Source organism: Bradyrhizobium sp. SYSU BS000235 (assembly GCF_049747295.1).
In the GTDB taxonomy this organism is placed as follows: Bacteria; Pseudomonadota; Alphaproteobacteria; order Rhizobiales; family Xanthobacteraceae; genus Afipia.
This window is the reverse complement of the sequence record NZ_JBMHJM010000001.1, coordinates 732,532-752,976: the sequence shown is the minus strand read 5'-3', so window position 1 is coordinate 752,976 and position 20,445 is coordinate 732,532. Positions and strand designations below refer to the sequence as shown.

Annotated in this window: 20 protein-coding genes and 1 pseudogene; 13 read left to right on the top strand and 8 right to left on the bottom strand. The window is 59.8% G+C overall.

Features of this window, described 5'->3' with window-relative positions:
• Positions 1-4: 4 nt before the first annotated feature.
• Entirely contained in the window at positions 5-1,240 is a 1,236-nt protein-coding gene (locus tag ACP0KA_RS03455) for a branched-chain amino acid ABC transporter substrate-binding protein (protein ID WP_424627438.1), read from the bottom strand.
• Between the two features lie 250 nt (positions 1,241-1,490).
• On the opposite strand from ACP0KA_RS03455, the gene fcl reads away from it, so the two are divergent.
• The gene (gene fcl, locus ACP0KA_RS03450; protein WP_424627437.1) at positions 1,491-2,441 is read left to right on the top strand and encodes a GDP-L-fucose synthase; all 951 of its coding nucleotides are present in this window, start codon (positions 1,491-1,493) and stop codon (positions 2,439-2,441) included.
• Positions 2,442-2,461: 20 nt separating this feature from the next.
• Here fcl and ACP0KA_RS03445 read toward each other — a convergent pair whose 3' ends face one another.
• Both ACP0KA_RS03445 and ACP0KA_RS03440 read right to left on the bottom strand, forming a co-directional pair.
• On the bottom strand, positions 2,462-4,906 hold the full coding sequence (locus ACP0KA_RS03445) for a CoA transferase (protein ID WP_424627436.1): 2,445 nt from the start codon (positions 4,904-4,906) through the stop codon (positions 2,462-2,464).
• 101 nt (positions 4,907-5,007) lie between these two features.
• Complete coding sequence (locus ACP0KA_RS03440) at positions 5,008-5,856, bottom strand: uroporphyrinogen-III synthase (protein WP_424631479.1); 849 nt, start codon at positions 5,854-5,856, stop codon at positions 5,008-5,010.
• A 183-nt stretch (positions 5,857-6,039) separates the two neighbouring features.
• Here ACP0KA_RS03440 and purU point away from each other — a divergent pair, with 183 nt between their 5' ends.
• Positions 6,040-6,903 carry a formyltetrahydrofolate deformylase gene (gene purU, locus ACP0KA_RS03435; RefSeq protein ID WP_424627435.1) on the top strand — a complete coding sequence of 288 codons (864 nt, stop codon included), beginning with the start codon at positions 6,040-6,042 and terminating at the stop codon, positions 6,901-6,903.
• A 9-nt stretch (positions 6,904-6,912) separates the two neighbouring features.
• Here purU and ACP0KA_RS03430 read toward each other — a convergent pair whose 3' ends face one another.
• Positions 6,913-7,371, bottom strand: a complete 459-nt coding sequence (locus ACP0KA_RS03430) for a host attachment protein (protein ID WP_424627434.1) — start codon at positions 7,369-7,371, stop codon at positions 6,913-6,915.
• A 217-nt stretch (positions 7,372-7,588) separates the two neighbouring features.
• Between ACP0KA_RS03430 and ACP0KA_RS03425 the strand changes: the two are divergent.
• Both ACP0KA_RS03425 and ACP0KA_RS03420 read left to right on the top strand, forming a co-directional pair.
• Positions 7,589-7,666 (top strand): annotated as a pseudogene (locus ACP0KA_RS03425) (ABC transporter ATP-binding protein); the annotation flags it as partial.
• A gap of 39 nt (positions 7,667-7,705) precedes the next feature.
• Positions 7,706-8,824 carry a cobalamin-independent methionine synthase II family protein gene (locus tag ACP0KA_RS03420; protein ID WP_424627433.1) on the top strand — a complete coding sequence of 373 codons (1,119 nt, stop codon included), beginning with the start codon at positions 7,706-7,708 and terminating at the stop codon, positions 8,822-8,824.
• 40 nt (positions 8,825-8,864) lie between these two features.
• Here ACP0KA_RS03420 and ACP0KA_RS03415 read toward each other — a convergent pair whose 3' ends face one another.
• Complete coding sequence (locus ACP0KA_RS03415; protein WP_424627432.1) at positions 8,865-9,800, bottom strand: GlxA family transcriptional regulator; 936 nt, start codon at positions 9,798-9,800, stop codon at positions 8,865-8,867.
• Between the two features lie 110 nt (positions 9,801-9,910).
• On the opposite strand from ACP0KA_RS03415, the gene ACP0KA_RS03410 reads away from it, so the two are divergent.
• From ACP0KA_RS03410 to ahcY, 4 genes are all read left to right on the top strand, one after another.
• The gene (locus ACP0KA_RS03410; RefSeq protein ID WP_424627431.1) at positions 9,911-10,630 is read left to right on the top strand and encodes a hypothetical protein; all 720 of its coding nucleotides are present in this window, start codon (positions 9,911-9,913) and stop codon (positions 10,628-10,630) included.
• A 167-nt stretch (positions 10,631-10,797) separates the two neighbouring features.
• Positions 10,798-12,141: a hypothetical protein gene (locus ACP0KA_RS03405; protein ID WP_424631478.1), complete on the top strand. Its 1,344-nt coding sequence runs from the start codon at positions 10,798-10,800 to the stop codon at positions 12,139-12,141.
• A gap of 54 nt (positions 12,142-12,195) precedes the next feature.
• A complete protein-coding gene (gene metK, locus ACP0KA_RS03400) occupies positions 12,196-13,392 on the top strand; it encodes a methionine adenosyltransferase (RefSeq protein ID WP_424627430.1) in 1,197 nt (398 codons plus the stop codon).
• 160 nt (positions 13,393-13,552) lie between these two features.
• Positions 13,553-14,977, top strand: coding sequence for an adenosylhomocysteinase (gene ahcY, locus ACP0KA_RS03395; protein WP_424627429.1), 1,425 nt, complete (start codon positions 13,553-13,555; stop codon positions 14,975-14,977).
• Between the two features lie 67 nt (positions 14,978-15,044).
• On the opposite strand, the gene ACP0KA_RS03390 is transcribed toward ahcY, so the two are convergent.
• Positions 15,045-15,284 (bottom strand): transcriptional regulator, encoded by a 240-nt coding sequence (locus ACP0KA_RS03390; RefSeq protein WP_424627428.1) that lies wholly within the window; start codon positions 15,282-15,284, stop codon positions 15,045-15,047.
• A gap of 269 nt (positions 15,285-15,553) precedes the next feature.
• Here ACP0KA_RS03390 and ACP0KA_RS03385 point away from each other — a divergent pair, with 269 nt between their 5' ends.
• From ACP0KA_RS03385 to ACP0KA_RS03370, 4 genes are all read left to right on the top strand, one after another.
• Positions 15,554-15,763 carry a cold-shock protein gene (locus ACP0KA_RS03385; RefSeq protein WP_424627427.1) on the top strand — a complete coding sequence of 70 codons (210 nt, stop codon included), beginning with the start codon at positions 15,554-15,556 and terminating at the stop codon, positions 15,761-15,763.
• A gap of 254 nt (positions 15,764-16,017) precedes the next feature.
• Positions 16,018-16,224 carry a hypothetical protein gene (locus tag ACP0KA_RS03380; RefSeq protein ID WP_424627426.1) on the top strand — a complete coding sequence of 69 codons (207 nt, stop codon included), beginning with the start codon at positions 16,018-16,020 and terminating at the stop codon, positions 16,222-16,224.
• Between the two features lie 210 nt (positions 16,225-16,434).
• Entirely contained in the window at positions 16,435-16,848 is a 414-nt protein-coding gene (locus ACP0KA_RS03375) for a cupin domain-containing protein (protein WP_424627425.1), read from the top strand.
• 172 nt (positions 16,849-17,020) lie between these two features.
• Positions 17,021-17,185 (top strand): hypothetical protein, encoded by a 165-nt coding sequence (locus ACP0KA_RS03370; RefSeq protein ID WP_424627424.1) that lies wholly within the window; start codon positions 17,021-17,023, stop codon positions 17,183-17,185.
• Between the two features lie 110 nt (positions 17,186-17,295).
• Here the strand turns inward: ACP0KA_RS03370 and ACP0KA_RS03365 are convergent, their stop codons facing one another.
• Positions 17,296-18,177 (bottom strand): alpha/beta hydrolase, encoded by an 882-nt coding sequence (locus ACP0KA_RS03365; RefSeq protein WP_424627423.1) that lies wholly within the window; start codon positions 18,175-18,177, stop codon positions 17,296-17,298.
• A gap of 181 nt (positions 18,178-18,358) precedes the next feature.
• Here ACP0KA_RS03365 and ACP0KA_RS03360 point away from each other — a divergent pair, with 181 nt between their 5' ends.
• The gene (locus tag ACP0KA_RS03360) at positions 18,359-19,657 is read left to right on the top strand and encodes an amidase (RefSeq protein ID WP_424627422.1); all 1,299 of its coding nucleotides are present in this window, start codon (positions 18,359-18,361) and stop codon (positions 19,655-19,657) included.
• 64 nt (positions 19,658-19,721) lie between these two features.
• Here the strand turns inward: ACP0KA_RS03360 and ACP0KA_RS03355 are convergent, their stop codons facing one another.
• The gene (locus ACP0KA_RS03355; protein WP_424627421.1) at positions 19,722-20,414 is read right to left on the bottom strand and encodes a fumarylacetoacetate hydrolase family protein; all 693 of its coding nucleotides are present in this window, start codon (positions 20,412-20,414) and stop codon (positions 19,722-19,724) included.
• Positions 20,415-20,445 lie beyond the last annotated feature (31 nt).

Here is a 20,445-nt window from a genome sequence, read left to right as displayed (position 1 = left end):
AGGGTTACGGCCGTTCCATCTTGCAGGTGGTTGGCAGGATGGTCTGGTCGGTGTCGACCTTGGCGACCGTCTTCCAACCCCAGCCGGTCTTTTCTTCGTCGAAGGGCTCCTTCTCGGTGCGTTCGCCGAGCGAAGAGATGTACATCGGCTGGAAGAACTGGTGGTCGTCCTTCCGCATCACGCCCTTGCCGCCGTTGAGCACTTCGAACTGCATGCCTTCAAGTGCGGCTGCGACCTTGACCGGATCGAGCGACTTGGCCTTTTCAGCAGCTGCGGCAAACATCCGCATCTCGTTAGCAGCGCGCGGATACCAGAACGTCTGACCGTTGTATTTCGCCCGGAAAGCCTTTTCGAGTTCGACCGAGTCCTTGTGATCGATATTGGCGTAACCCTCGGTGATCTGGAACACCTGATGGTTCAGGTTGGCCTGCTTGACCGCGGTCGGGCCGCCGGCGCCGCCTGCGTAGTATGTGAACCAGTTGACCTTGAGGCCGGCGTCTGCAGCGGCCTTGAGCAGCAATGCAATATCCTGACCCCAGTTGCCGGTGATGACGCTGTCGGCACCGGATGCCTTGATCTTCGCAACATAAGGCGCGAAGTCGGTGATCTTGAGCAGCGGATGCAGTTCGTCGCCGACGATCTGAATATCGGGACGCTTGGCGGCGAGCATCTTCTTCGCCGTTGTACGGACCGATTCACCGAACGAGTAGTCCTGGTTGATCAGATAGATCTTCTTCACTGACGGCGTTGTCTTGATGTAGTTGGTCAGCGCTTCCATCTTGATGTCGGAGTTGGCGTCCCAACGGAAATGCCAGAAGCTGCACTTGTCGTTGGTGAAGACCGGGTCGACCGCGGCATAGTTGAAGTACAGGACTTCCTTGCCCGGGTTACGTTCATTGTACTTGGAAACGAAATCGATCAGCGCGCCGGCGACCGAGGAGCCGTTGCCCTGGGTGATGTAGCGAACACCGCCGTCGATCGCCTTCTGGGCCTGAATCAGGCTTTCCTGCGGATTGGTTTTGTTGTCGAGCGGAACGATCTCGACCTTTTTGCCGAGAATGCCGCCCTTGGCGTTCAATTCGTCAGCAAGAAACTGGTAGGTCTTCAATCCGACTTCGCCGACGCTTGCGCCACCACCTGACAAAGGATCGATATATCCGATCTTGACGGTGTCCTGGGCCAGCGCCGCTCCGCCCATCAACGGAAACGCGAAGGCCGCGGCGATCATAAGTTTACGCATGTCTCTCTCTCCCTGAATTTAACGGCTGGCTTTTTTTGCGGCATCGATTATGAGCCCGACGCGCGTCAGCCATTCATGGGATGATTGTGGTCCAAGCGCTCTTTCGCCGCAAGCCCGGTCTCTTCACTGTGGCGAGAATGCTTAATTTGCCCGCGGGGTTCTGAGGTGATACGCACAGCTTCGCCATGCGTGGTCCGCAGAGCGAAACATGACCGACGGACGACACTGATTTGCATGGCTCGGAGTTGATATGGCTGCAGTGCCTTTTGAACTAAAGGGGAAGAAAGTCTTCGTTGCGGGCCATCGCGGCATGGTCGGAAGCGCTCTGGTGCGCCGTCTGGCGCGAGAAGATGTGGACATCCTCACGGTCCAGCGCAGCGAGGTCGACTTGCTGAATCAGGCCGAGACCAATCGCTGGTTCGAAAAAGCCAGACCTCAGGTTGTTCTCCATGCCGCGGCCAAAGTCGGCGGCATCCATGCGAATAACACCCTGCGTGCCGAGTTCATTTATGAAAATCTGCAGCTTGCGGCAAACGTCATTCATGCGGCTCACGTTAACGGCGTCGAAAAGCTGCTGTTTCTCGGCTCATCCTGCATCTATCCGAAGCTGGCGCCGCAGCCGTTACGCGAAGATTCGCTGCTGACAGGCGAGCTGGAGCCGACCAACGAACCTTACGCGATCGCCAAGATCGCCGGCGTGAAGATGGTGGAGGCTTATCGCAGCCAGTATGGCAGCGACTTTATCAGTCTCATGCCGACCAATCTCTACGGTCCGGGCGACAACTACCATCCGGAATACAGTCACGTTGTTGCGGCGTTGATCCGCCGCTTCCACGAGGCAAAGGAGGCGGGTGCCCCAAGTGTCGCCGTGTGGGGGACAGGAACACCGCGGCGTGAATTCCTCTACGTTGACGACATGGCAGACGCATCGATTCATCTGCTTCGTCACTATTCCGGCGGGACGCTGGTCAACGTCGGAACGGGTGAAGACATTACAATTGCGGAGTTCGCGCGCGTCGTTGCCAAAACCGTGAGCTATACCGGCGAGATCGTCTACGATCCATCCAGGCCCGACGGCACTCCGCGTAAGCTGCTCGATGTCAGTCGTCTTGCGGAACTTGGCTGGAAAGCCAGGACCTCGCTTGAGGAAGGCATGAAGCTCGCTTACCGGGCGTTTCTGGAGCGCAAGCCGGGTACCTGATCTGCTTTTCGCATAGGGAATTATTCCGCCGCGCGGGCGGTCCGCTTCTTGGGCATTGTGGCTGTCGTGCCGATGATTTCGTCGCGCGCCAATTCGGCGATGTCCTTATCGGACAAGCCCAGCACTCCACTCAATACGTCGTGATTGTGCTGGCCTAGCGTCGGGGCGAGGTGGTCGATCGCATAAGGCTGTGTTGCGTTTCCTTCGCGATAAGCGACCGACGGCAGGAGGTGCGGGCCCATGAACGGACGTTCGCGCGGTTGCCAATGGCCGACGCTGAGCAAATGAGGATCCGCCGCGAGGTCTTGCGGGAGTTTTGCAATACCGGCCGGAATTCCTGCGCTTTGAAGCGATACCATTGCGATGTCCGGTCGGACGTCGGCGAGCCACTGGCGGATGGCCGTTTCGATGGCGTCCTCGTGCTGGCGACGTCCCGCGACAGTGGCCAGTTCAGAATTTTCCGCCAGGTCCGGTCGCCGCATCACACCGCACAAGGCCTGCCACTCATCGTCCGTTCGGACAGCCAACGTGACCCATTGGTCGATGCCAAGAGCCGGAAAGCAACCGTGCGGTACAAACCGGGGATGGCGGTTTCCGAGGCGGGTGCTGGTGGCACCGGTCGCGGACTGTTCGAGGATCGATGGCGCCACCATCGGCAGCATGCACTGCACCTGGCTGAGATCGATGTGTTGGCCCTTGCCGGTGATCTTTTGGTGCATAAAGCCGAGCATCAAGGCGGCGGCGGCGTTGAGGCCTCCGATCGGATCGCCGAGCGCAGCGTGCAGCATGGTTGGGGGATCATTGGGGCCGCCGTTGACTGACGGCAGACCCGAAGCCTGCTCCAATGTCGATCCATACGCACGCACGCCGCTCCATGGTCCCGACATTCCGAAGGCCGGCATCGTCACAACAATCAGTCGCGGATTGATGCCCAGGATTGTCTGTACGTCGAGGCCGAGCCGCGGCATGACGTCGGCAGCATAGTTGTCGATCACGGCGTCGGCGTCCTTCATCAGACGCTTGAGCAACGACAAGCCTCTCTCGGTGGTGAGATCCAGTGTGATGCCGCGCTTGTTGCGGTTGTTCATCTGGAACCAGTAGGTCTTCTCATAGGTCCGCTCTTCGTGGTACGGCGGCCTCGTGTCAGTGCCGCGAAACCAGTCCGGATACTGACACGACTCCACCTTGATCACGTCAGCGCCGAGGTCGCCCATCTGGCGTGTTGCGGTCGGTCCCGCCCAGCCCATGGTGAGATCGATGATGCGCAACCCCTTCAGCGGCAGGGCATCCTGTGGGGTGGCTGCGCGTGTCGCTGCACGTTGATGCGCGGCCAGATCGGTTATCTTGTTTTCTCCGGGCAGCGGCGCGTGTCCGTTTGCGCGCGGCAATGCGCGCGTCAGATGCTGCGGTAAGACGGGTCCCTCAAACGAAGCGGTGCCGATCGTCACAGGTCCGAATGCGCCGCGGCTGCGATGAACGTCCTGTGCCAAGAGTTCTTTCATGTCGGGAACGACGGCGAGGGGAAGGCGCAGTTCAATGCCTTTCTCGAACCATTCCATCGCGGTGCGTGTCAGCAGGATCGGCGAGATGATTTGCTTCAACTCGTCGGCATGTGTGAAACGCCCGATGTGTGAGGAGTATTTTGATTCCACTCCCAAGTCCGGCCGCTCGATCATTTTGGAAAACGCGATCCATTGCGCCGGAGTGACAACGGTAACGCCGAGCCAGTCATGTTTGGTGGGAAAGGCGCCGCTTGGATAGCCGCGGCCAAAGCGATTGATACCGGGGCGCGGGCGTGAAAAGCCGATCTCTAGCGCAAGACCGGTGTCGAATTCGCTGATTTGCAGCATCGCCTCGAGGTTGTTGACGGCGAAGCGGCGTGCGCCATCGGCATGACCGAAGAGGCCCGCGAGGCTCGGGATAAAGGCTGTCAAACCTCCAACGACACCGACTTGCCCATCGCGCGGCAGAACGGGAGGGCCTTCAATCGGTCCGACGAGCTTCACAAGACCTGCGAGACTGCGGCAGACGGCTTCGGTTGCCTCGTAGTTACGGTATGGCCCACTTTCGCCGAACCAGGAGACGGTGGTAATCGCAAGGCCGGGGTCCGATTGGCGCAGGCGGTCATGGGAAATCAGCGATGATTCCACAATGTCGGGATGGCGCGCATCGAGCAGCAGATCGCTGCTCGCGAGCAGCGCCAGAATTCTGTTTGCATCCACTGGATTTTCAGGATCGGCCGTGATGCTCTTTTTGTTGGTGTTCAGCCACGCAAAGGTGATGCTTTCGCTCTGCCCGTTGCCGGCATCGACAACGGGTGAGATCCGGCGTGCGGGATCGCCGCCTGGTGGTTCGATCTTGATGACGTCGGCGCCAAAGTCCGAGAACAGCTTGCCGCAGTAACCGAGCGTGTCGCCCGTTCCGATTTCGACCACGCGAAACTTCGACAGTGGCAAGTCCGACATATGCACTCCCAGTTTTCTTTTCTGCAGCTTCTTGTTGTCGCGATATCGTATGCGCGCAACGCAGCTTATCAATTCATTCGTCAAGCTCAATGCCGGGAGAGTCAGGTCGGGTGTCGTGCCATGCGCGGTGGTGATTTGTTCAGCGCCAGTGCCATCGCGCTGATCAGCGGCTTCATGAAAAAAGCATCGTTGGCGGGAAAGATGTCCGTACGCAGGCCGTTCTCCTTCAACTCGTCGGAGACAACGGGCCCAACCGAGGCAATCGGTGTCTTCGCCAGACCGGCTCGCAATTGTTCATCGAGACCGTGGGCTTTTGCGACGTCGATCAGGCGGCGAACCTGTCCCGAGCTTGTCAGGGCGATGGCATCGACGCGTTCATGGACCATCTCTTCGATCGCGGAGACGATATTGGCGTCGGCAGCTTCCGCATCATAAATATAAGGAAGCACCGGTTCGACGGTCGCACCGCGTGATGTGATCGCTGCAATGAGTTTGTGGTGATCCTTGTCGGGATAGAGTTGAAGGCCAATGCGGTGATCCTTCAACGCGTGGCGCGACAGCATATCGGCCATTCCTTCGGACGTCGGCGTTTCGGTCACAACCTGGGCTTCCAGTCCGATTTCGCGCAGCGCGCGAACCGGCTTCGGCCCGCGCGCGAATGTCCGTGCCTTGCCGATCGCGGCGATGAAGTCTTCGTCGGCTTGCATGCGCCGCGCGACCTTCATCAACCGCCGCAAGCCCTCTCCGGTCATCAGCACCAGATCGTCGAACGGTCGCGCGATGCACTGCCGGATCCATGTCTCGATAGGGGCGGGGTCAGGGGCATCGTGGATGGCAAACATCGGGCATTGCAGGACGCTGGCGCCTTGATCCTGCAGGAGGCGGGAGAATTGCGCCTCCTCACGGGTTTCCAGGATCAAGATTCGGTATCCGTTCAGTCTCTCCGCCATAGCGTCCTTCCGGATGAAATCCATGTGTTTCGTCCCGCTAACCTATTGGCGGGCGCTGCTGCTTTCCAGCGTCTTCGTGATAACAGGATTGGCGAAACTGGGGTGCAGGTGATAGAGGAAGGCGCAAATCTTGGTTCCTTTGCGGCGTTCGCCGCAAGTCATGCATTCCCGTAGCGGTCCTTCATGTCCCAGCAACAATTCGTACTGACTTTGTCCTGCCCGGATCGTCCGGGCATCGTCTCGGCCGTTTCGACCTTTCTGTTCGCCAACGGGCAAAACATTCTCGATGCCCAGCAATACAGCGACACCGAGACCGGCCAATTCTTCATGCGGGTGATGTTCGAGACGCCGGGCGCGACGTCGGAACTGGCGACGGTTCGCGCCGGCTTCGGGGTTATCGCACAGCCGTTCGGCATGGTCTGGCAAATCCGCGATCGCTCGACACATCAGCGCGTTCTGTTGATGGTCTCCAAGTTCGACCACTGCCTGGTCGATATTCTCTATCGGTGGCGAACTGGCGATCTGCCGATGATTCCGACCGCGATCGTCTCAAACCATCCGCGCGAGACATATGACGGTCTGGATTTCGGCGGCATTCCATTTCACCACTTGCCGATCACGAAGGAGACGAAGCCGCAGCAGGAAGCCGCTGTGTGGAAGCTGGTCGAGGACACAAAGTCCGATCTCGTCGTGCTGGCGCGCTATATGCAGGTGCTGTCGCAGGAGTTCGCCGACAAATTGTCGGGGCGCTGCATCAACATCCACCATTCATTCCTGCCCGGCTTCAAGGGCGCCAAGCCCTACCATCAGGCCCATGAGCGCGGCGTCAAACTGATCGGCGCCACGGCGCATTACGTCACGAGCGCTCTCGATGAGGGCCCGATTATCGATCAGGATGTGGAGCGCATCAGCCACCGCGACGCACCGGAAGACCTGGTCCGCAAGGGAAGCGATATCGAGCGCCGCGTGCTTGGCCGCGCGATGCGCTATCACCTCGAGGATCGCGTGATCCTCAATGGCCTCAAGACGGTTGTGTTTACGGATTAAACCACCACACTATGCAGCGGTGAGGTGTTTTTCGATTTCATCGACCGGATGGCCGGTGAAGTCCTTGTCCAACTCGGCGATGATGCGTTGCTTGACGCTGCCGTTGAGGGATTGGCGCAGTTCCGCCAGCGTGCGGGGCGGGGCTGCGATGATGAAGCCTGGAATCTTCTTGTTCCGCGCCAGAGTTTCCAGCGTGTCGGCAATGGTACGCGCAAACCGCTGCTCCTCAATGGTGTGCCAGTCGGCCTGCTCCATGCTGCTTCGTCGCGCACCAACGCTGGCGTACGTCCGGCCCGGCTGATCCGATCCCTGGTCACGCGTCGGTGGATTGTCGTTGACGAAAACTTGCTCCGTCTTCAGCCGCGGTGTGAGTTCGTTGCCTTCATTGCGGAGAAATAGGGCCTTTCGACCATCCCCAACCAGGACATAGGCGTTGTGGGGGATTCGGATGTACGTGTTTTTGGACATGTACCGATCGCTCCTTTTTGGCTTGGAGCACCAACGGCCCGATCAGGTGTTCGTTCCCAGGGGCGGAATATCGCTGGTTGCAGCCGCGGTGCCCTTCGGTTGGGTGTCGTGGGGTCCAAATTCACCGTTGAGACATGACATCGGTGGCGCCGCCAGGACATGGCGTGTCGATAAGGTTTACAAAATATTTCGTCGCCCGAAGGGCGTAGAGCGATTTTTGGCAGTCGAACAACATGCTCAAAAGATACTCGGTCTCGCGGGCCGGATTGTGATATTGGAACGCGGCACAATCGTGCTCGAGCGTTGAGAGCGCCCGGCGATTTCGGAGACTGGAATGCAGAGGCTGAAGCCGCCGTTTCGTGCCGATCATGTCGGCAGCCTGTTACGGCCGCAATGGGTGAAGGATGCGCGGGAAAGCTTCGCGGCGGGCAAGTTTTCCGAACTTGATCTTCAACGCATTGAGAACATTGAAATCGAAAAGGCCGTGCGCAGGCAACAGCAGGCCGGTTTGAAGTTTGCGACCGACGGCGAATTTCGCCGCTCGTGGTGGCACTTTGATTTCTTCAAAGACCTGACCGGGTGCGAGCTTTACAAGACGGATGGCATTCAGTTCGCCGGCATGACCACGCGCGGTGAAAGCGTGCGTGTAACCGGCAGGCTGGATTTCCCCGCAGATCATCCGATGATCGAGCATTTCAAACTGCTCAAGGACCGTTGCGATCCTGTGCGCGTGATGCCGAAGATGACGATTCCATCGCCTTCGGTGCTGCATTTCCGCGGCGGCCGCGCAGCGATTTCGCAGGACGCCTATCCAAGCCTGGATGATTTCTTCGTCGATCTCGCCAAGACTTATCGCAAGGCCGTGAAAGCATTTTATGACGTCGGCTGCCGCTATCTGCAATTCGACGATACGGCGTGGGGCTATCTGTGTTCGGAGGAAGAACTGGGAAAGCTGCGGACACGTGGTGACGATGTCGGCAGCCTTCCGCAGGTCTATGCCCGCGTCATCAATTACGCGATTGCCGAGCGGCCCGCGGACATGACGATCACAACGCATATCTGTCGCGGCAACTTCCGTTCGACCTGGGTGTCATCCGGAGGATATGAGCCGATTGCGGAGACGCTGCTCGCAGAGACAAACTATGACGGCTATTTCCTGGAGTATGACTCGGAGCGGGCAGGCGGTTTCGAGCCGCTGCGGTTCCTGCCCAAGGGCGACAAGATCGTCGTTCTCGGTCTCGTCACCTCGAAGACCGGCGCGCTCGAGCGCAAGGACGATATCAAGCAGCGCGTGATGGAAGCCGCAAAGTTCGTCTCGCTCGACCAGCTCGCGCTGTCACCGCAGTGCGGCTTCGCATCCACTGAAGAGGGCAACATCCTCACCGAAGAAGAGCAGTGGTCCAAGCTGCGGCTGGTGGCTGATATTGCGAAGGACGTCTGGGGGACGACCTGACTGCTTGTATGCCGGCAATACCCGCTGAGCGGGCGTCTAATCAGCCTGAGCGGGCGTTTCGCCGGATCGCTTGCGGAGGTTGACCGAAGGTGCGCAAAAACGCGCGCCGCATGCGCTCTCTGTCCGCGAAGCCGGTTTCATCAGCGATCGTTTCGATCGGATGGCGCCCTTGCTCCAGCATCAGCTTCGCGGCCTCTACGCGCATTTTTTCAATCGCCTTCGCGGGTGACTGACCGGTCTCAGCGTGAAATGCGCGGCTGAATTGTCTCGGGCTGAGGTTCGCCACGGCCGCAAGCTCTCCGATCGACAATGGCTTGTTGAGATTGCGCCGTGCATACGCGATGGCACTTTGGATGCGATCCGACTTCGGGCTGAGGTCTAGCAGAGTCGAATGCTGCGATTGGCCACCGGCGCGGCGATGATACAGGACAAGCTTCTTGGCGACAGTGAGGGCAATGTCGTCGCCCAGATCCTGCTCGACCATTCCGAGCGCCAGATCGACGCCGGCGCTGCCTCCTCCCGAAGTCCAGACCGGACCATCGTTGATGAAGATCCGGTCTTCCTGCACCGACACCTTGGGATAGCGTCTTTTGAGTTCGTGGGCGTGGAGCCAGTGCGTCGTGGCTCGGCGATGATCCAGCAATCCGGCTTCTGCGAGGACGAACGCGCCTGAGCAGGCGGAGGCCATGCGGCGTGTTTGCGTTTGGGCGCTTTGGACGAAGGCTACAAGAGCAGGGGTTGCTTCGACGATCCCCAAACCGCCGCCGACGATCAGTGTGTCGAACTTCGTCTCGTCGAAATGGTGGGTGTGGATGCTCATGCCGATGGAGCTTGTGAGCAGCCCTCCTGCTTCCGATAGCAGGCGCACGTCGTAAGTGCGCTGGGGCGCCGTGCGGTTGGCGATCTCGAACACGGAGAGGGCCGCAAGGCTCATGAAATGAAAGTCCGGCGCCGCGATATAGCCGATCCGCCTCATCGTTGCCTTCCTCTGAAATCCGTGTCCGAATTAGTTGCAAATAGGACATTTGTGCCAATGCGGCAAGGACGTAAGCTTCTAGGGCATCCAACGGGATGGAGAGCCAGGCCATGAAGAACTTGCTTGCAGATATTGTGTCAGCCCACGGCGGTCTTGATCGCTGGACGTCCTTCACCAAGGTGGAGGCGACCATTGTCAGCGGCGGTGCTCTGTGGGGCATGAAGGGCCTGGTGCAGGATGCCAATCCCCGGCGCATGAGCGTTTGGCTGCATGAGGAAATTGCATCCGTCACCCCTTACGGCGCCGCGGACCAGCGTACACGGTTCACGCCGGACCGGATTGCCATCGAGAAGCTCGATGGCAAGGTCGTCGCGGAGCGCAGCAATCCGCGCCAGTCCTTCGCCGGCCATGAGAAGCTGACACCGTGGGATCCCCTGCACAGGGCGTATTTCAACGGCTACGCATTGTGGACATATCTCACGACGCCGTTTCTGCTGACCATGCCGGGCGTTGAAGTGTCGGAGCTTGCGCCTTGGCACGAAGGCAGCGAGACGTGGCGCGTGGTCCGGGCCAATTTCCCGAAGTCCATCGCAACGCATAGCGATATCCAGCACTTCTATTTCGGCGAGGACTTTCTGCTCCGCCGCCACGATTACGATCTGGATGTCGCGGGCGGCTTTCCCGGTGCTCAGCTTGTTTTCGATTACATTGAAGCCGATGGCATCAAGCTGCCGTCGACGCGTCGCGCCTACACCCGCGGCGACGACCATCGCCCGGCGCTCGACCCGCTGATGGTCTCGATCGACATCAGCGACGTGCACTTCACCTGACGTACCAGACCGGATTTGATTGATCGGGGGGTGGCTGGAGTTATCCAGCCGCCCCCTTATTTCTTGCAGCGGGCAGTTTAAATCGTGGGCAGATGGTGGTAGGAAGCGTGTGGCAATATCTTTCTGCCCACTATTTTCTGCCCACTTGAATGCTGCCCACTGATCTGATGAAAAACGACCAGCTCCTCGCTCAGATCTCCGAATACTGCCGTCAGGCGGGTATGGCGGAATCGACGTTTGGCCGCCGCGCGGTCAACGACGGGAAGCTCGTGCATCGGTTGCGCGAGGGCAAGCGCATTACCGTCGATACGCTGGAGCGGATTACAGGCTTTCTTGGGGATGGCGCGCCGGTGATCACCGTGCCGGAACCGCCCATCGAGCGTCGCGATCCGACCGGCAATTTCCGCTTCTTCGAGAACCGTCAGAAATATCTGTTGTTCGTTCACACCTGCGGCGAGAAGCGGGTGATTGCCGAGCGTGTGGCGTTGGAATTGGGAAGCATTCATCCTCGGCCGCCTGCATTGCGGGTATTCGACGCCGGTGTGGGCGATGGAACGGTGCTGGCGCGGGTGATGCGCGCAATGCACATGCGTTACCCGAACATGCCGTTCTACGTCGCAGGCAAGGAAATCAGCCTGGAGGACGTCCGGCTGACCTTGGACAAGGTCCCCGACCGGTTGTTCGAGCATCCCGCTACGGTCTTTGTTCTCACTAATATGAACTACGCGGAAGCGCCTTGGCTGGCGCCGAAGTCGCCGACCGCGGCGGCCGGCATGATCTGGCGTGAAGTCGCGCTGCAGGGTGCGTCATCCGGCGAATTCGAAGCGCAGATCACGGATCTGCAGGCCTTTTTGGAAGAGAACTGGCGCGCCAGCGTCAGCGCGCGTTCCGGTATGCCGGTCTATGAGCGGCCGATCGCGCTGGTGATTTACCGCGAGGATCATCGCTTCCTGCTGGATTCGATCATTCCCCGGGCAGGGCGGGTCGAAGCCAATTTTGATCTTGTGATCGCCTCGCAACCATACCGCGCCAGATCATCGCTCAATTTCCGCGCCAAGCGGATCGTCGCGCCGCTGGCAAGGTCGCTGCGCGCGGGGGGGCGTTTGATCGGGATTCATTCTTACGGCAACGATCCCGGCATGGAGATCGTGCAGTCGGTCTGGCCGGGAGAAAATCCTTTTGCGGTCAGCCGCCATGAGTTGCTGCGCGCCGTGAAGTATGAGCTCGGCTCGTCGGGGCGCGAGCTCAACTTCAATGCTTATGCGGATAACCGGTCGATCTTCCGGTACGATATGGAAGCCTTGCCCAACGAGGTCATGGGGCCGATCGGCACCTCCACGGCCTTTGCAGCTTGGAATGCGGCGGTGTATGTCGCTCAGGTCGAAGACGACCGTCTGACGGACGTGACCCAAAGCGGCCGTTATCTTGATGCCACCAGGGACGTGCTGCGCAAGCATAACGGTCTTTGGTTCTTTGATGAGTCCTACGTCATCTCGCGTCGTCGTGATTAGGAATCTGGTTGAAATCCGAACGGACCACAGGGTCCATCTTGAAGGGATTAGTTGATGCGCGCGTCTTATCTGTTCACAAGCGAATCGGTGTCCGAAGGTCATCCGGACAAGGTCTGCGATCGTATCTCGGACGAGATCGTTGATCTGTTCTACCGCGAAGGGCCGAAGGCCGGTATCGATCCATGGGCGATCCGTGCGGCATGCGAAACCCTCGCCACCACCAACAAGGTCGTGATCGCGGGCGAAACCCGCGGGCCTTCGTCAGTCACCAACGATCAGATCGAAAAGGTGGTGCGCAACGCCATCAAGGACATCGGCTACGAGCAGGACGGCTTCCACTGGGACACCTGCGACATCGATATCCTGCTGCATCCGCAGTCCGCGGACATCGCGCAGGGCGTCGATGCGCTGCAGCCCGGCACCAACAGGGAAGAGGGCGCCGGCGACCAGGGCATCATGTTCGGTTACGCCACCAATGAAACGTCGGAACTGATGCCGGCACCAATCTTCTACGCGCACAAGATCCTGCGCCTGATTTCGGAAGCGCGTCACTCGGGCGTCGAAAAGGTGCTGGGTCCGGACTCCAAGAGCCAGGTCACCGTGCAGTATGAAAACGGCAAGCCGGTCGGCGTGCGCGAGATCGTCGTCTCGCATCAGCATCTCGTCGAGGACATGACCTCGAACCAGGTGCGGGAGCGCGTTGAGCCGTACGTGCGCAAGGCGCTGCCGGAAGGCTGGATCAACGGCAAGACCGTCTGGCACATCAATCCGACCGGCAAGTTCTTCATCGGCGGTCCCGATGGCGACTCCGGTCTCACCGGCCGCAAGATCATCGTCGACACCTACGGTGGTGCGGCGCCTCACGGCGGTGGCGCGTTCTCCGGCAAGGATCCAACCAAGGTGGATCGTTCGGCTGCTTACGCCGCGCGTTATCTTGCCAAGAACATCGTTGCGGCCGGCCTCGCGGACAAGGCGACGCTGCAGCTCTCCTACGCCATCGGTGTTGCGCGCCCGTTGTCGATCTACATCGACACCCACGGCACCGGTAAGGTTTCCGAGGACAAGCTCGAGAAGGCCGTGGCGGAATCGATGGATCTTACCCCGCGCGGCATCCGCAAGCACCTCGACCTCAACAAGCCGATCTATGCGCGCACGTCGTCCTACGGCCACTTCGGCCGAACGCCGGACGCCGATGGCGGCTTCTCGTGGGAAAAGACCGATCTCGCTGACGCGCTCAAGCGCGCGGTTTAAGCGTCGCTCTTCACCTCCTCCCGCTGGCGGGAGGAGGGAGCGCATGACGCGCTGTGAAGAGCATTGCTGACGGCATTCAAGAACGCAGGGCCGGTGAACGCCGGCCCTTTCTCCAGCCCTGGTCCGCAAATGGCAGAGGGCGCACAGCAGGAAAGATCGCATGACCAAACCACCCGCCGGTTTTACCGATTACATTGTCGCCGACATCGGCCTCGCCGATTTCGGCCGCAAGGAACTCTCCTTGGCCGAAACCGAAATGCCCGGCCTGATGGCGACGCGCGAGGAATACGGCCCGAAGCAGCCGCTGAAGGGCGCGCGTATTGCCGGCTCGCTGCACATGACCATTCAGACCGGTGTACTGATCGAAACGCTGAAGGCGCTCGGCGCCGACATCCGCTGGGTCTCGTGCAACATCTATTCGACACAGGATCACGCGGCCGCCGCGATCGCCGCCGCCGGCATTCCGGTGTTCGCCGTGAAGGGCGAGACCTTAAAGGACTACTGGGATTATACTGCGAAGCTGTTCGACTGGCATGGTGGTGGCCACCCCAACATGATCCTCGATGATGGCGGCGACGCCACCATGTACGTCCATCTCGGCCTGAAGGCGGAGAACGGCGATACCGCGTTCCTCGACAAGCCCGGTTCGGAAGAAGAAGAAGTGTTCTTCGCGCTGCTCAAGAAACAGCTCAAGGAAAAGCCGAAGGGCTACTTCGCGGAGATCGCCAAGTCGATCAAGGGCGTCTCGGAAGAGACCACCACGGGCGTGCATCGCCTTTACGACATGCAGAAGGCGGGCACGCTGCTGTGGCCTGCGATCAACGTCAACGACTCTGTCACCAAGTCGAAGTTCGACAACCTCTACGGTTGCCGTGAGTCGCTGGTCGACGGCATTCGCCGCGGCACCGACGTGATGATGTCGGGCAAGGTCGCGATGGTCGCCGGCTTCGGTGACGTCGGCAAGGGTTCGGCGGCCTCGTTGCGTCAGGCCGGCTGCCGCGTGATGGTGTCTGAAGTCGATCCGATCTGCGCGCTGCAGGCGGCGATGGAAGGCTATCAGGTTGTGACGATGGAAGATGCTGCGCCAATCGCCGACATCTTCGTCACCGCTACCGGCAACAAGGACATCATCACTGTCGATCATATGCGTGCGATGAAGGATCGCGCCATCGTCTGTAACATTGGGCACTTCGATAACGAGATCCAGATTTCCGGATTGCGTAACCTGAAGTGGACCAACATCAAGCCGCAGGTCGACGAGATCGAATTCCCCGACAAGCATCGCATCATCATGCTGTCGGAAGGCCGGCTCGTGAACCTCGGCAACGCGATGGGCCATCCGTCCTTCGTGATGTCGGCGTCCTTCACCAACCAGACGTTGGCGCAGATCGAATTGTTCGCGAACAACAAAGACGGCAAGTACAAGAAGGAAGTGTACGTGCTGCCGAAGTCCCTCGACGAGAAGGTTGCGCGGCTGCATCTCGCCAAGATCGGCGTGAAGCTCACCGAACTGCGCCGCGATCAGGCCGACTACATCGGCGTGAAGCAGGAAGGACCCTACAAGTCGGATCACTACCGCTACTGAGCATGTGACACCAAAAGAAAACGGCCCGGATGTCCGGGCCGTTTTTTTTGGTGAAGCAACCTTCATGTCATGTAAACGACTTCGGCCGCCTTTTCCTTTCAACGCGCTGTTTAGGCGCGACCTCTGGCGGAGCGCTGGCAGCGTCTTCAGCTTCTTTCGCAAGGCGCATCGCGCGAAGCCGCTCCATATTCTTGCGGATGGCAATGTCCTGAGCCTGAAAGTGGGCGCGGGCCTCAGCCCCAGCTTCAGCAGCAATGCGCATGCGTTCGGCACGGTCAAGCTGGGAGGTCGTCGGCTGTTTTGTCATCGCACCTGCTTTCGTTGTAGGCGTCCCATTGCGATATATGGGGTTTCTGGCGCGTATTACGAGGTTCAAAGGAGGGGATCCTGCCCCCGAGTGAACACAATTGAAGCCTTGCTTTCGCGCTGTAACCTATTAGTGTGTAATTGAGTTCGATTGCTGGCATTGCTTTTGTTAAAGCGCCTCAGGCCCCTTTCCAAAACATCGCTGAAAATTGGATCGGTTCGCGCGATGTTGCGCGGCAATGCGCATGCGTGCGCCTAGAGGATAGCAAAATGACGACAGGTACAGTGAAGTGGTTCAACGGCCAAAAGGGCTTTGGTTTCATTCAGCCGAATGACGGCGGCACCGATGTGTTCGTTCACATCAGCGCGGTTGAACGTGCAGGCCTGACGGGCCTCGCGGAAGGTCAGCAGGTCTCCTACGAGATCAAGACCGACAAGATGCGCGGCAAGGTCAGCGCAGAAAATCTCTCCCTGATCTAACAGGCAGTTCAGGCGCCATTCCGCGGATGTACCGGAACGGCGTTCCTTAAGCTGGCTCAAAGTCGTTTCACGGATGTACTGGAACGATTTGATGAAACCCCGTCAGCAGTGGCGGGGTTTTTGTTTGGGCATTTCACGAGGCGAACTCCTTGTCGCCACTCGCGTTTTGTCCGCGCGCACCGCGTTATTTATCTCCTTTTGTCAGCCAAAAGTGGTAAACATTGCGAAGTCAAACAGCCAACAGGACGAATCGGATGGCGCACCTTTTTTCCAAGGATGACGATGTCTGTCATCAGCAGCAGGGGCCACAAGGCCGTGCCGACAACATCCGCTCCAACGTTTATACCGTCATCGCGCGCATGCCGGTCGAAGCCGATGGTCGCATCCGCTATCGCATCCGAAGCAAGACCGAGAACGTCGAACGGGTTGTGACGGAAGACCAGCTCAGCCGGCCCTTGTGATGAAACCGCCGGATATCCGGCGGCCCATATCAGTGCTCCTAATAGAATGCTTCTCACAAAACCCCGGCGCGAGCCGGGGTTTCGTGTTTTTGATCATCGAACAATCAACCGTGATGGCAGCGCTTATACAGCGCCATATATACGCCGGTAACAATTCTCCAGAATATTGGCGCGCGATGTGTGTCGCGTGATTTTGAGAGAGATACCGAGATGAGGTCTGCGTTGATTGCTTCTGGTTTGATGCTGCTCGCGGCGCCGCTGCATGCGGAAGGCCAGCAAGTCGTGGTGAAGCGCGTTCTGTCGACGACAGTGACATCCAGCGGCCAGCCGATCGTGCTGCCGCAGAAGGATGCGCAGGTTGTGGTGTCGACTTACGAGATCGCACCCGGCGCCGCGTTGCCCGAACACAAGCATCCGTTTCCCCGTTACGGCTATGTGCTGTCGGGCTCGCTTCGGGTCATCAACGATGACACCGGCAAGACCGAGGATTTCAAAACCGGCGACTTCATCCTGGAGGCTGTCGGCCAGTGGCATCGCGGCTTGAATCCCGGCCAGGAGCCGCTCAAGCTGCTGGTGATCGACATCGCTGAGAAGGATCAGCCCACGGTGGTGTTGAAGAAGTAAGGGGTAGGCCGCCGCAGGCTATCGAAGCGACGGCACGGCCTCTACCGGTGAAATAACTTTAAAAGCTAAGCGAAAACCCCTCTGCATCGCAGCATGCTTTGCTGCGTTTGCACTGGGAACTTCCTGATCTCCGCGTGCATTGATTTGTCATCTGCACGTGGAGTCAAATCCAATGCGTAATATAGGCGATGGCTGGCACGATCAGCGATTGATCGAGCTGATTGCGGCGCTTGCCTTGACGATCATCGTCCTGGCGGGCGTCCGCATTTACTTCGAAAGGTCAACCCCAGCGACGCAAGCGTCATTTATCGTGCCAAGTCAGACAGTGCGATGGTGATCCGGCTCAGGATCCTAATCACGCGCTGATCTCTTCATTCCTTCACATCTCTCTTCGAGAAGCGCTCTTACTGAGTCCGGCCTGAGTCCGGCGGAATCAGCGGCAGGCCTTCACATATGGTGCCGGATAAACATGCCTGCTTGGGCGAGCGCGTGGCGGCCAGGTTCGAGGTGGGCATTCCACAGCGGCCAGGCGTGGATCATCTCGGGCCAGACCTCCAATGTCACATCCACATCCGCCGCGCCGGCTGCCGCCGCAAAGCGCGTGGCATCGTCGAGCAGCGTCTCGTGCGAGCCGACCTGAATAAGCGTCGGCGGAAAGCCGTGCAGATCGGAGAACAGCGGCGAGATGCGCGGATCGTTGCGCTCAATACCCATCGGCACAAACGCATCGGCGAGTTCGCCGAGATAGACTTTGTGGATGATCGGATCGACTGCGTCCTTGGTGGCGAGCGAGTTGCCCGACATGGTGAGGTCGGTCCAGGGCGACACCAGCCACGCGCAGGCCGGGCGTCCGCCTTGGTCGCGCAACAGGTTGATCAGCACGGCTGTGAGATTGCCGCCGGCGCTGTCGCCGCCGATGGCAATCTGCGAAGGCGCATAGCCTTGCGCGCGCAGAAAGCGCCACGCCGCCATGGCGTCGTCGCGTGCCGCGGGAAACGGATGTTCCGGCGCAAGGCGATAGCCGAGCGCAAGTGTACGAACCTTCGCCGCGCGGCCGGCTTCCGTCACCATGCGGCGATGGCTTGTGATCGAGCCCGAGCAATACCCGCCGCCGTGGAAGAACAGCAGCACGCGTGTCGCGTCACTGCCGGGGGCAAGCGACCATTCGCCGGGAATGCCGTCGAGTTCGACATTTGAGAGTGTGATGTCATCGGCAACGGGCCAGACCGATCCGATCTCGTCCAGCCGCTCGCGCCGCTGCGCCCATCCCACTGGCCGGGCCTTTGCAACGAGCAGCGCGCGGATGGCGTCGATTTCGGAGGAGGGCATGTGGAGCCTCGAAAAAAAAGGCAGTGAAGCATAGCAGGGGTGGTTGGACCAGCGGACGGGCATCACTTAGCAGAGGCGATGAGTACGGCACCCTTTTTAAATAATTTCGGGCACTGCGCCCCAAAATGCGCTACCAGACATCTTCCCACCTTTTCCTTATCTCCCGGACGACAAGCTCATCATGACGACATCCTCCCGAGACCGCCTCGAACAAGCCCTCGTGCGCATCAATGATCCTGCCGGTGAAGGCAGCCGCACCTGCCTCACGGTCTATACCGACGCAGCCCGCAAAGCGGCCGACGCCGCGGATGCCCGTGCCAAGTCGGGTTCGGCGCTCGGGCCGCTCGACGGTACGGTGTTCACCATCAAGGACCTGTTCGACGTGGAGGGCGAAGTCACCCGCGCGGGCTCGATCGTTTTGGCGCCGCGTAACAAGCCCGCCACCAAGGACGCAGTCATCGTCAAGCGTCTGCGCGATGCCGGCGCGGTGATTGTTGCCAAGACCAACATGACCGAATTCGCCTATTCCGGCCTCGGCGCCAATCCGCATTACGGTACGCCCGGCAATCCTGCGGACCGTTCGCGCGTGCCTGGCGGTTCGTCTTCGGGTGCAGGCGTCGCGGTGGCTGACGGCATCGGCGATATCGCCATCGGCACCGACACCGGCGGCTCGGTGCGTATCCCCGCGGGCTTCTGCGGCGTGGTGGGCTTCAAGCCGACCGTCAAGCGTGTGTCGCGCGAAGGCGCGTTTCCGCTGTCGTTCACGCTGGACTCTATCGGGCCGTTGGCCAAGAGCGTCGCGGAATGCGCTGCCACCGACGCCGTGATTGCCGACGAGAAACCTGCGCCGCTGGAGGCGCGCGAGATCGGCAGCATCCGCGCGGGCTTCGCGCAGGGGCTCCCGATCGAGGGGCTCGATGACATTGTGGGCAAGACGTATCCGCAGGCGCTGGCGAAATTGTCGTCCAAGTGGAAGTCGGGCCGGGACGTGACGCTCAGTGCGCTCAGCAAGATGCACGCGATCAACGAGCGCGGTGGCATTGCGCCGCCTGAAGCGTTCGCGATCCATCGTGATCTCTTGAAGGAAGCCGCCGAAGGCTACGACCCCAATGTGCGCGCACGGCTGTTGCGCTCGAAGGATATCAGTGCGGCGGACTACATCCTCAACATGCGTGATCGCGCCATCGCCATCGCCGAGATGGACAAGGTGTTCGATGAGGTCGATGTGCTGGTGATGCCGACGACGCAGATCGTGGCGCCGACGCTGCAGGAGATTTCGGTCGAGGAGACTTACCTCAAGCGCAACGTGCAGGCGCTGCGCAACACGTCGATCTGGAATTTCTTCGATGTATGCGGCGTGTCATTGCCGATGAAGTTCGACAACGCGCTGCCATGCGGACTGATGCTGATCGGCCGTCATGGCAACGACCGCGCGCTGTTGGCGATGGCCGCAGCGGTGGAGAAGGCGCTGGCGGCTTAAGCGGCTGAACTCAAATGCTGGTGTGGACGTCGGCAATTGCGAGACGCCACACCAGCGAAGAGCTTTAAGCGATCGCGACCTTCAGGGTCCCGATGCCGTCGATGCCGCATTCGATCTTGTCGCCGGGCTGCAGCGCGGCGACACCTGCGGGCGTTCCAGTCATGATGATGTCGCCCGCGCCGAGCGACACTTGGAGGGACAGCTTCGAGATGATTTCAGGAACGTTCCAGATCATCTCCGACAGATCGCCCTTTTGCTTTTCGGTACCGTTCACCGACAGCCAGATCTTGCCCTTTGCCGGATGGCCGATTTCGGTCGCTGGGCGCAGCGCGCCGCAGGGGGCCGACTGGTCGAACGACTTGCCGATTTCCCAAGGCTGTTCCTTCTTGCGGGACGCCATCTGCAGGTCGCGGCGGGTGAGGTCGATGCTGACCCCGTAGCCGTAGACGTGATCGAGCGCCTTGTCCGGCGTGATGTTCATGCCGCCGCTCTTCAGCGCCACGATCATCTCGACCTCGTGCTGGAAGTCCTTGGTCAACTGCGGATAAGCGATGGTTGCACCTTCACCGACGATCATGTCCGCATGCTTGGCGAAGAAGAAGGGCGGCTGACGCTCGTCATTGCCCAGCTCGCGGATGTGTTCGAGATAGTTGCGGCCGACGCACCAGATGCGACGAACCGGAAATGATTTGGCCTCGCCCGCGACGGGAAGGGATGGCTGCGGGGCTGCAGGAATGACGAAAGCGCTGGCACTCATGGGACATCCGAATGGTGGGAAGGAGACGGGA

Coding starts and splice junctions, on each gene's coding strand:
- ACP0KA_RS03430 (WP_424627434.1), bottom strand. CDS start 7,371: ATGTCCAAAAACACGTACATCCGAATCCCCCACAACGCCTATGTCCTG.
- ACP0KA_RS03420 (WP_424627433.1), top strand. CDS start 7,706: ATGCAGAGGCTGAAGCCGCCGTTTCGTGCCGATCATGTCGGCAGCCTG.
- ACP0KA_RS03385 (WP_424627427.1), top strand. CDS start 15,554: ATGACGACAGGTACAGTGAAGTGGTTCAACGGCCAAAAGGGCTTTGGT.
- ACP0KA_RS03370 (WP_424627424.1), top strand. CDS start 17,021: ATGCGTAATATAGGCGATGGCTGGCACGATCAGCGATTGATCGAGCTG.
- ACP0KA_RS03455 (WP_424627438.1), bottom strand. CDS start 1,240: ATGCGTAAACTTATGATCGCCGCGGCCTTCGCGTTTCCGTTGATGGGC.
- ACP0KA_RS03410 (WP_424627431.1), top strand. CDS start 9,911: ATGAAGAACTTGCTTGCAGATATTGTGTCAGCCCACGGCGGTCTTGAT.
- ACP0KA_RS03375 (WP_424627425.1), top strand. CDS start 16,435: ATGAGGTCTGCGTTGATTGCTTCTGGTTTGATGCTGCTCGCGGCGCCG.
- ACP0KA_RS03415 (WP_424627432.1), bottom strand. CDS start 9,800: ATGAGGCGGATCGGCTATATCGCGGCGCCGGACTTTCATTTCATGAGC.
- ACP0KA_RS03405 (WP_424631478.1), top strand. CDS start 10,798: ATGAAAAACGACCAGCTCCTCGCTCAGATCTCCGAATACTGCCGTCAG.
- ACP0KA_RS03365 (WP_424627423.1), bottom strand. CDS start 18,177: ATGCCCTCCTCCGAAATCGACGCCATCCGCGCGCTGCTCGTTGCAAAG.
- ACP0KA_RS03355 (WP_424627421.1), bottom strand. CDS start 20,414: ATGAGTGCCAGCGCTTTCGTCATTCCTGCAGCCCCGCAGCCATCCCTT.
- ACP0KA_RS03445 (WP_424627436.1), bottom strand. CDS start 4,906: ATGTCGGACTTGCCACTGTCGAAGTTTCGCGTGGTCGAAATCGGAACG.
- ahcY (WP_424627429.1), top strand. CDS start 13,553: ATGACCAAACCACCCGCCGGTTTTACCGATTACATTGTCGCCGACATC.
- ACP0KA_RS03390 (WP_424627428.1), bottom strand. CDS start 15,284: ATGACAAAACAGCCGACGACCTCCCAGCTTGACCGTGCCGAACGCATG.
- ACP0KA_RS03380 (WP_424627426.1), top strand. CDS start 16,018: ATGGCGCACCTTTTTTCCAAGGATGACGATGTCTGTCATCAGCAGCAG.
- ACP0KA_RS03360 (WP_424627422.1), top strand. CDS start 18,359: ATGACGACATCCTCCCGAGACCGCCTCGAACAAGCCCTCGTGCGCATC.
- fcl (WP_424627437.1), top strand. CDS start 1,491: ATGGCTGCAGTGCCTTTTGAACTAAAGGGGAAGAAAGTCTTCGTTGCG.
- purU (WP_424627435.1), top strand. CDS start 6,040: ATGTCCCAGCAACAATTCGTACTGACTTTGTCCTGCCCGGATCGTCCG.
- metK (WP_424627430.1), top strand. CDS start 12,196: ATGCGCGCGTCTTATCTGTTCACAAGCGAATCGGTGTCCGAAGGTCAT.
- ACP0KA_RS03440 (WP_424631479.1), bottom strand. CDS start 5,856: ATGGCGGAGAGACTGAACGGATACCGAATCTTGATCCTGGAAACCCGT.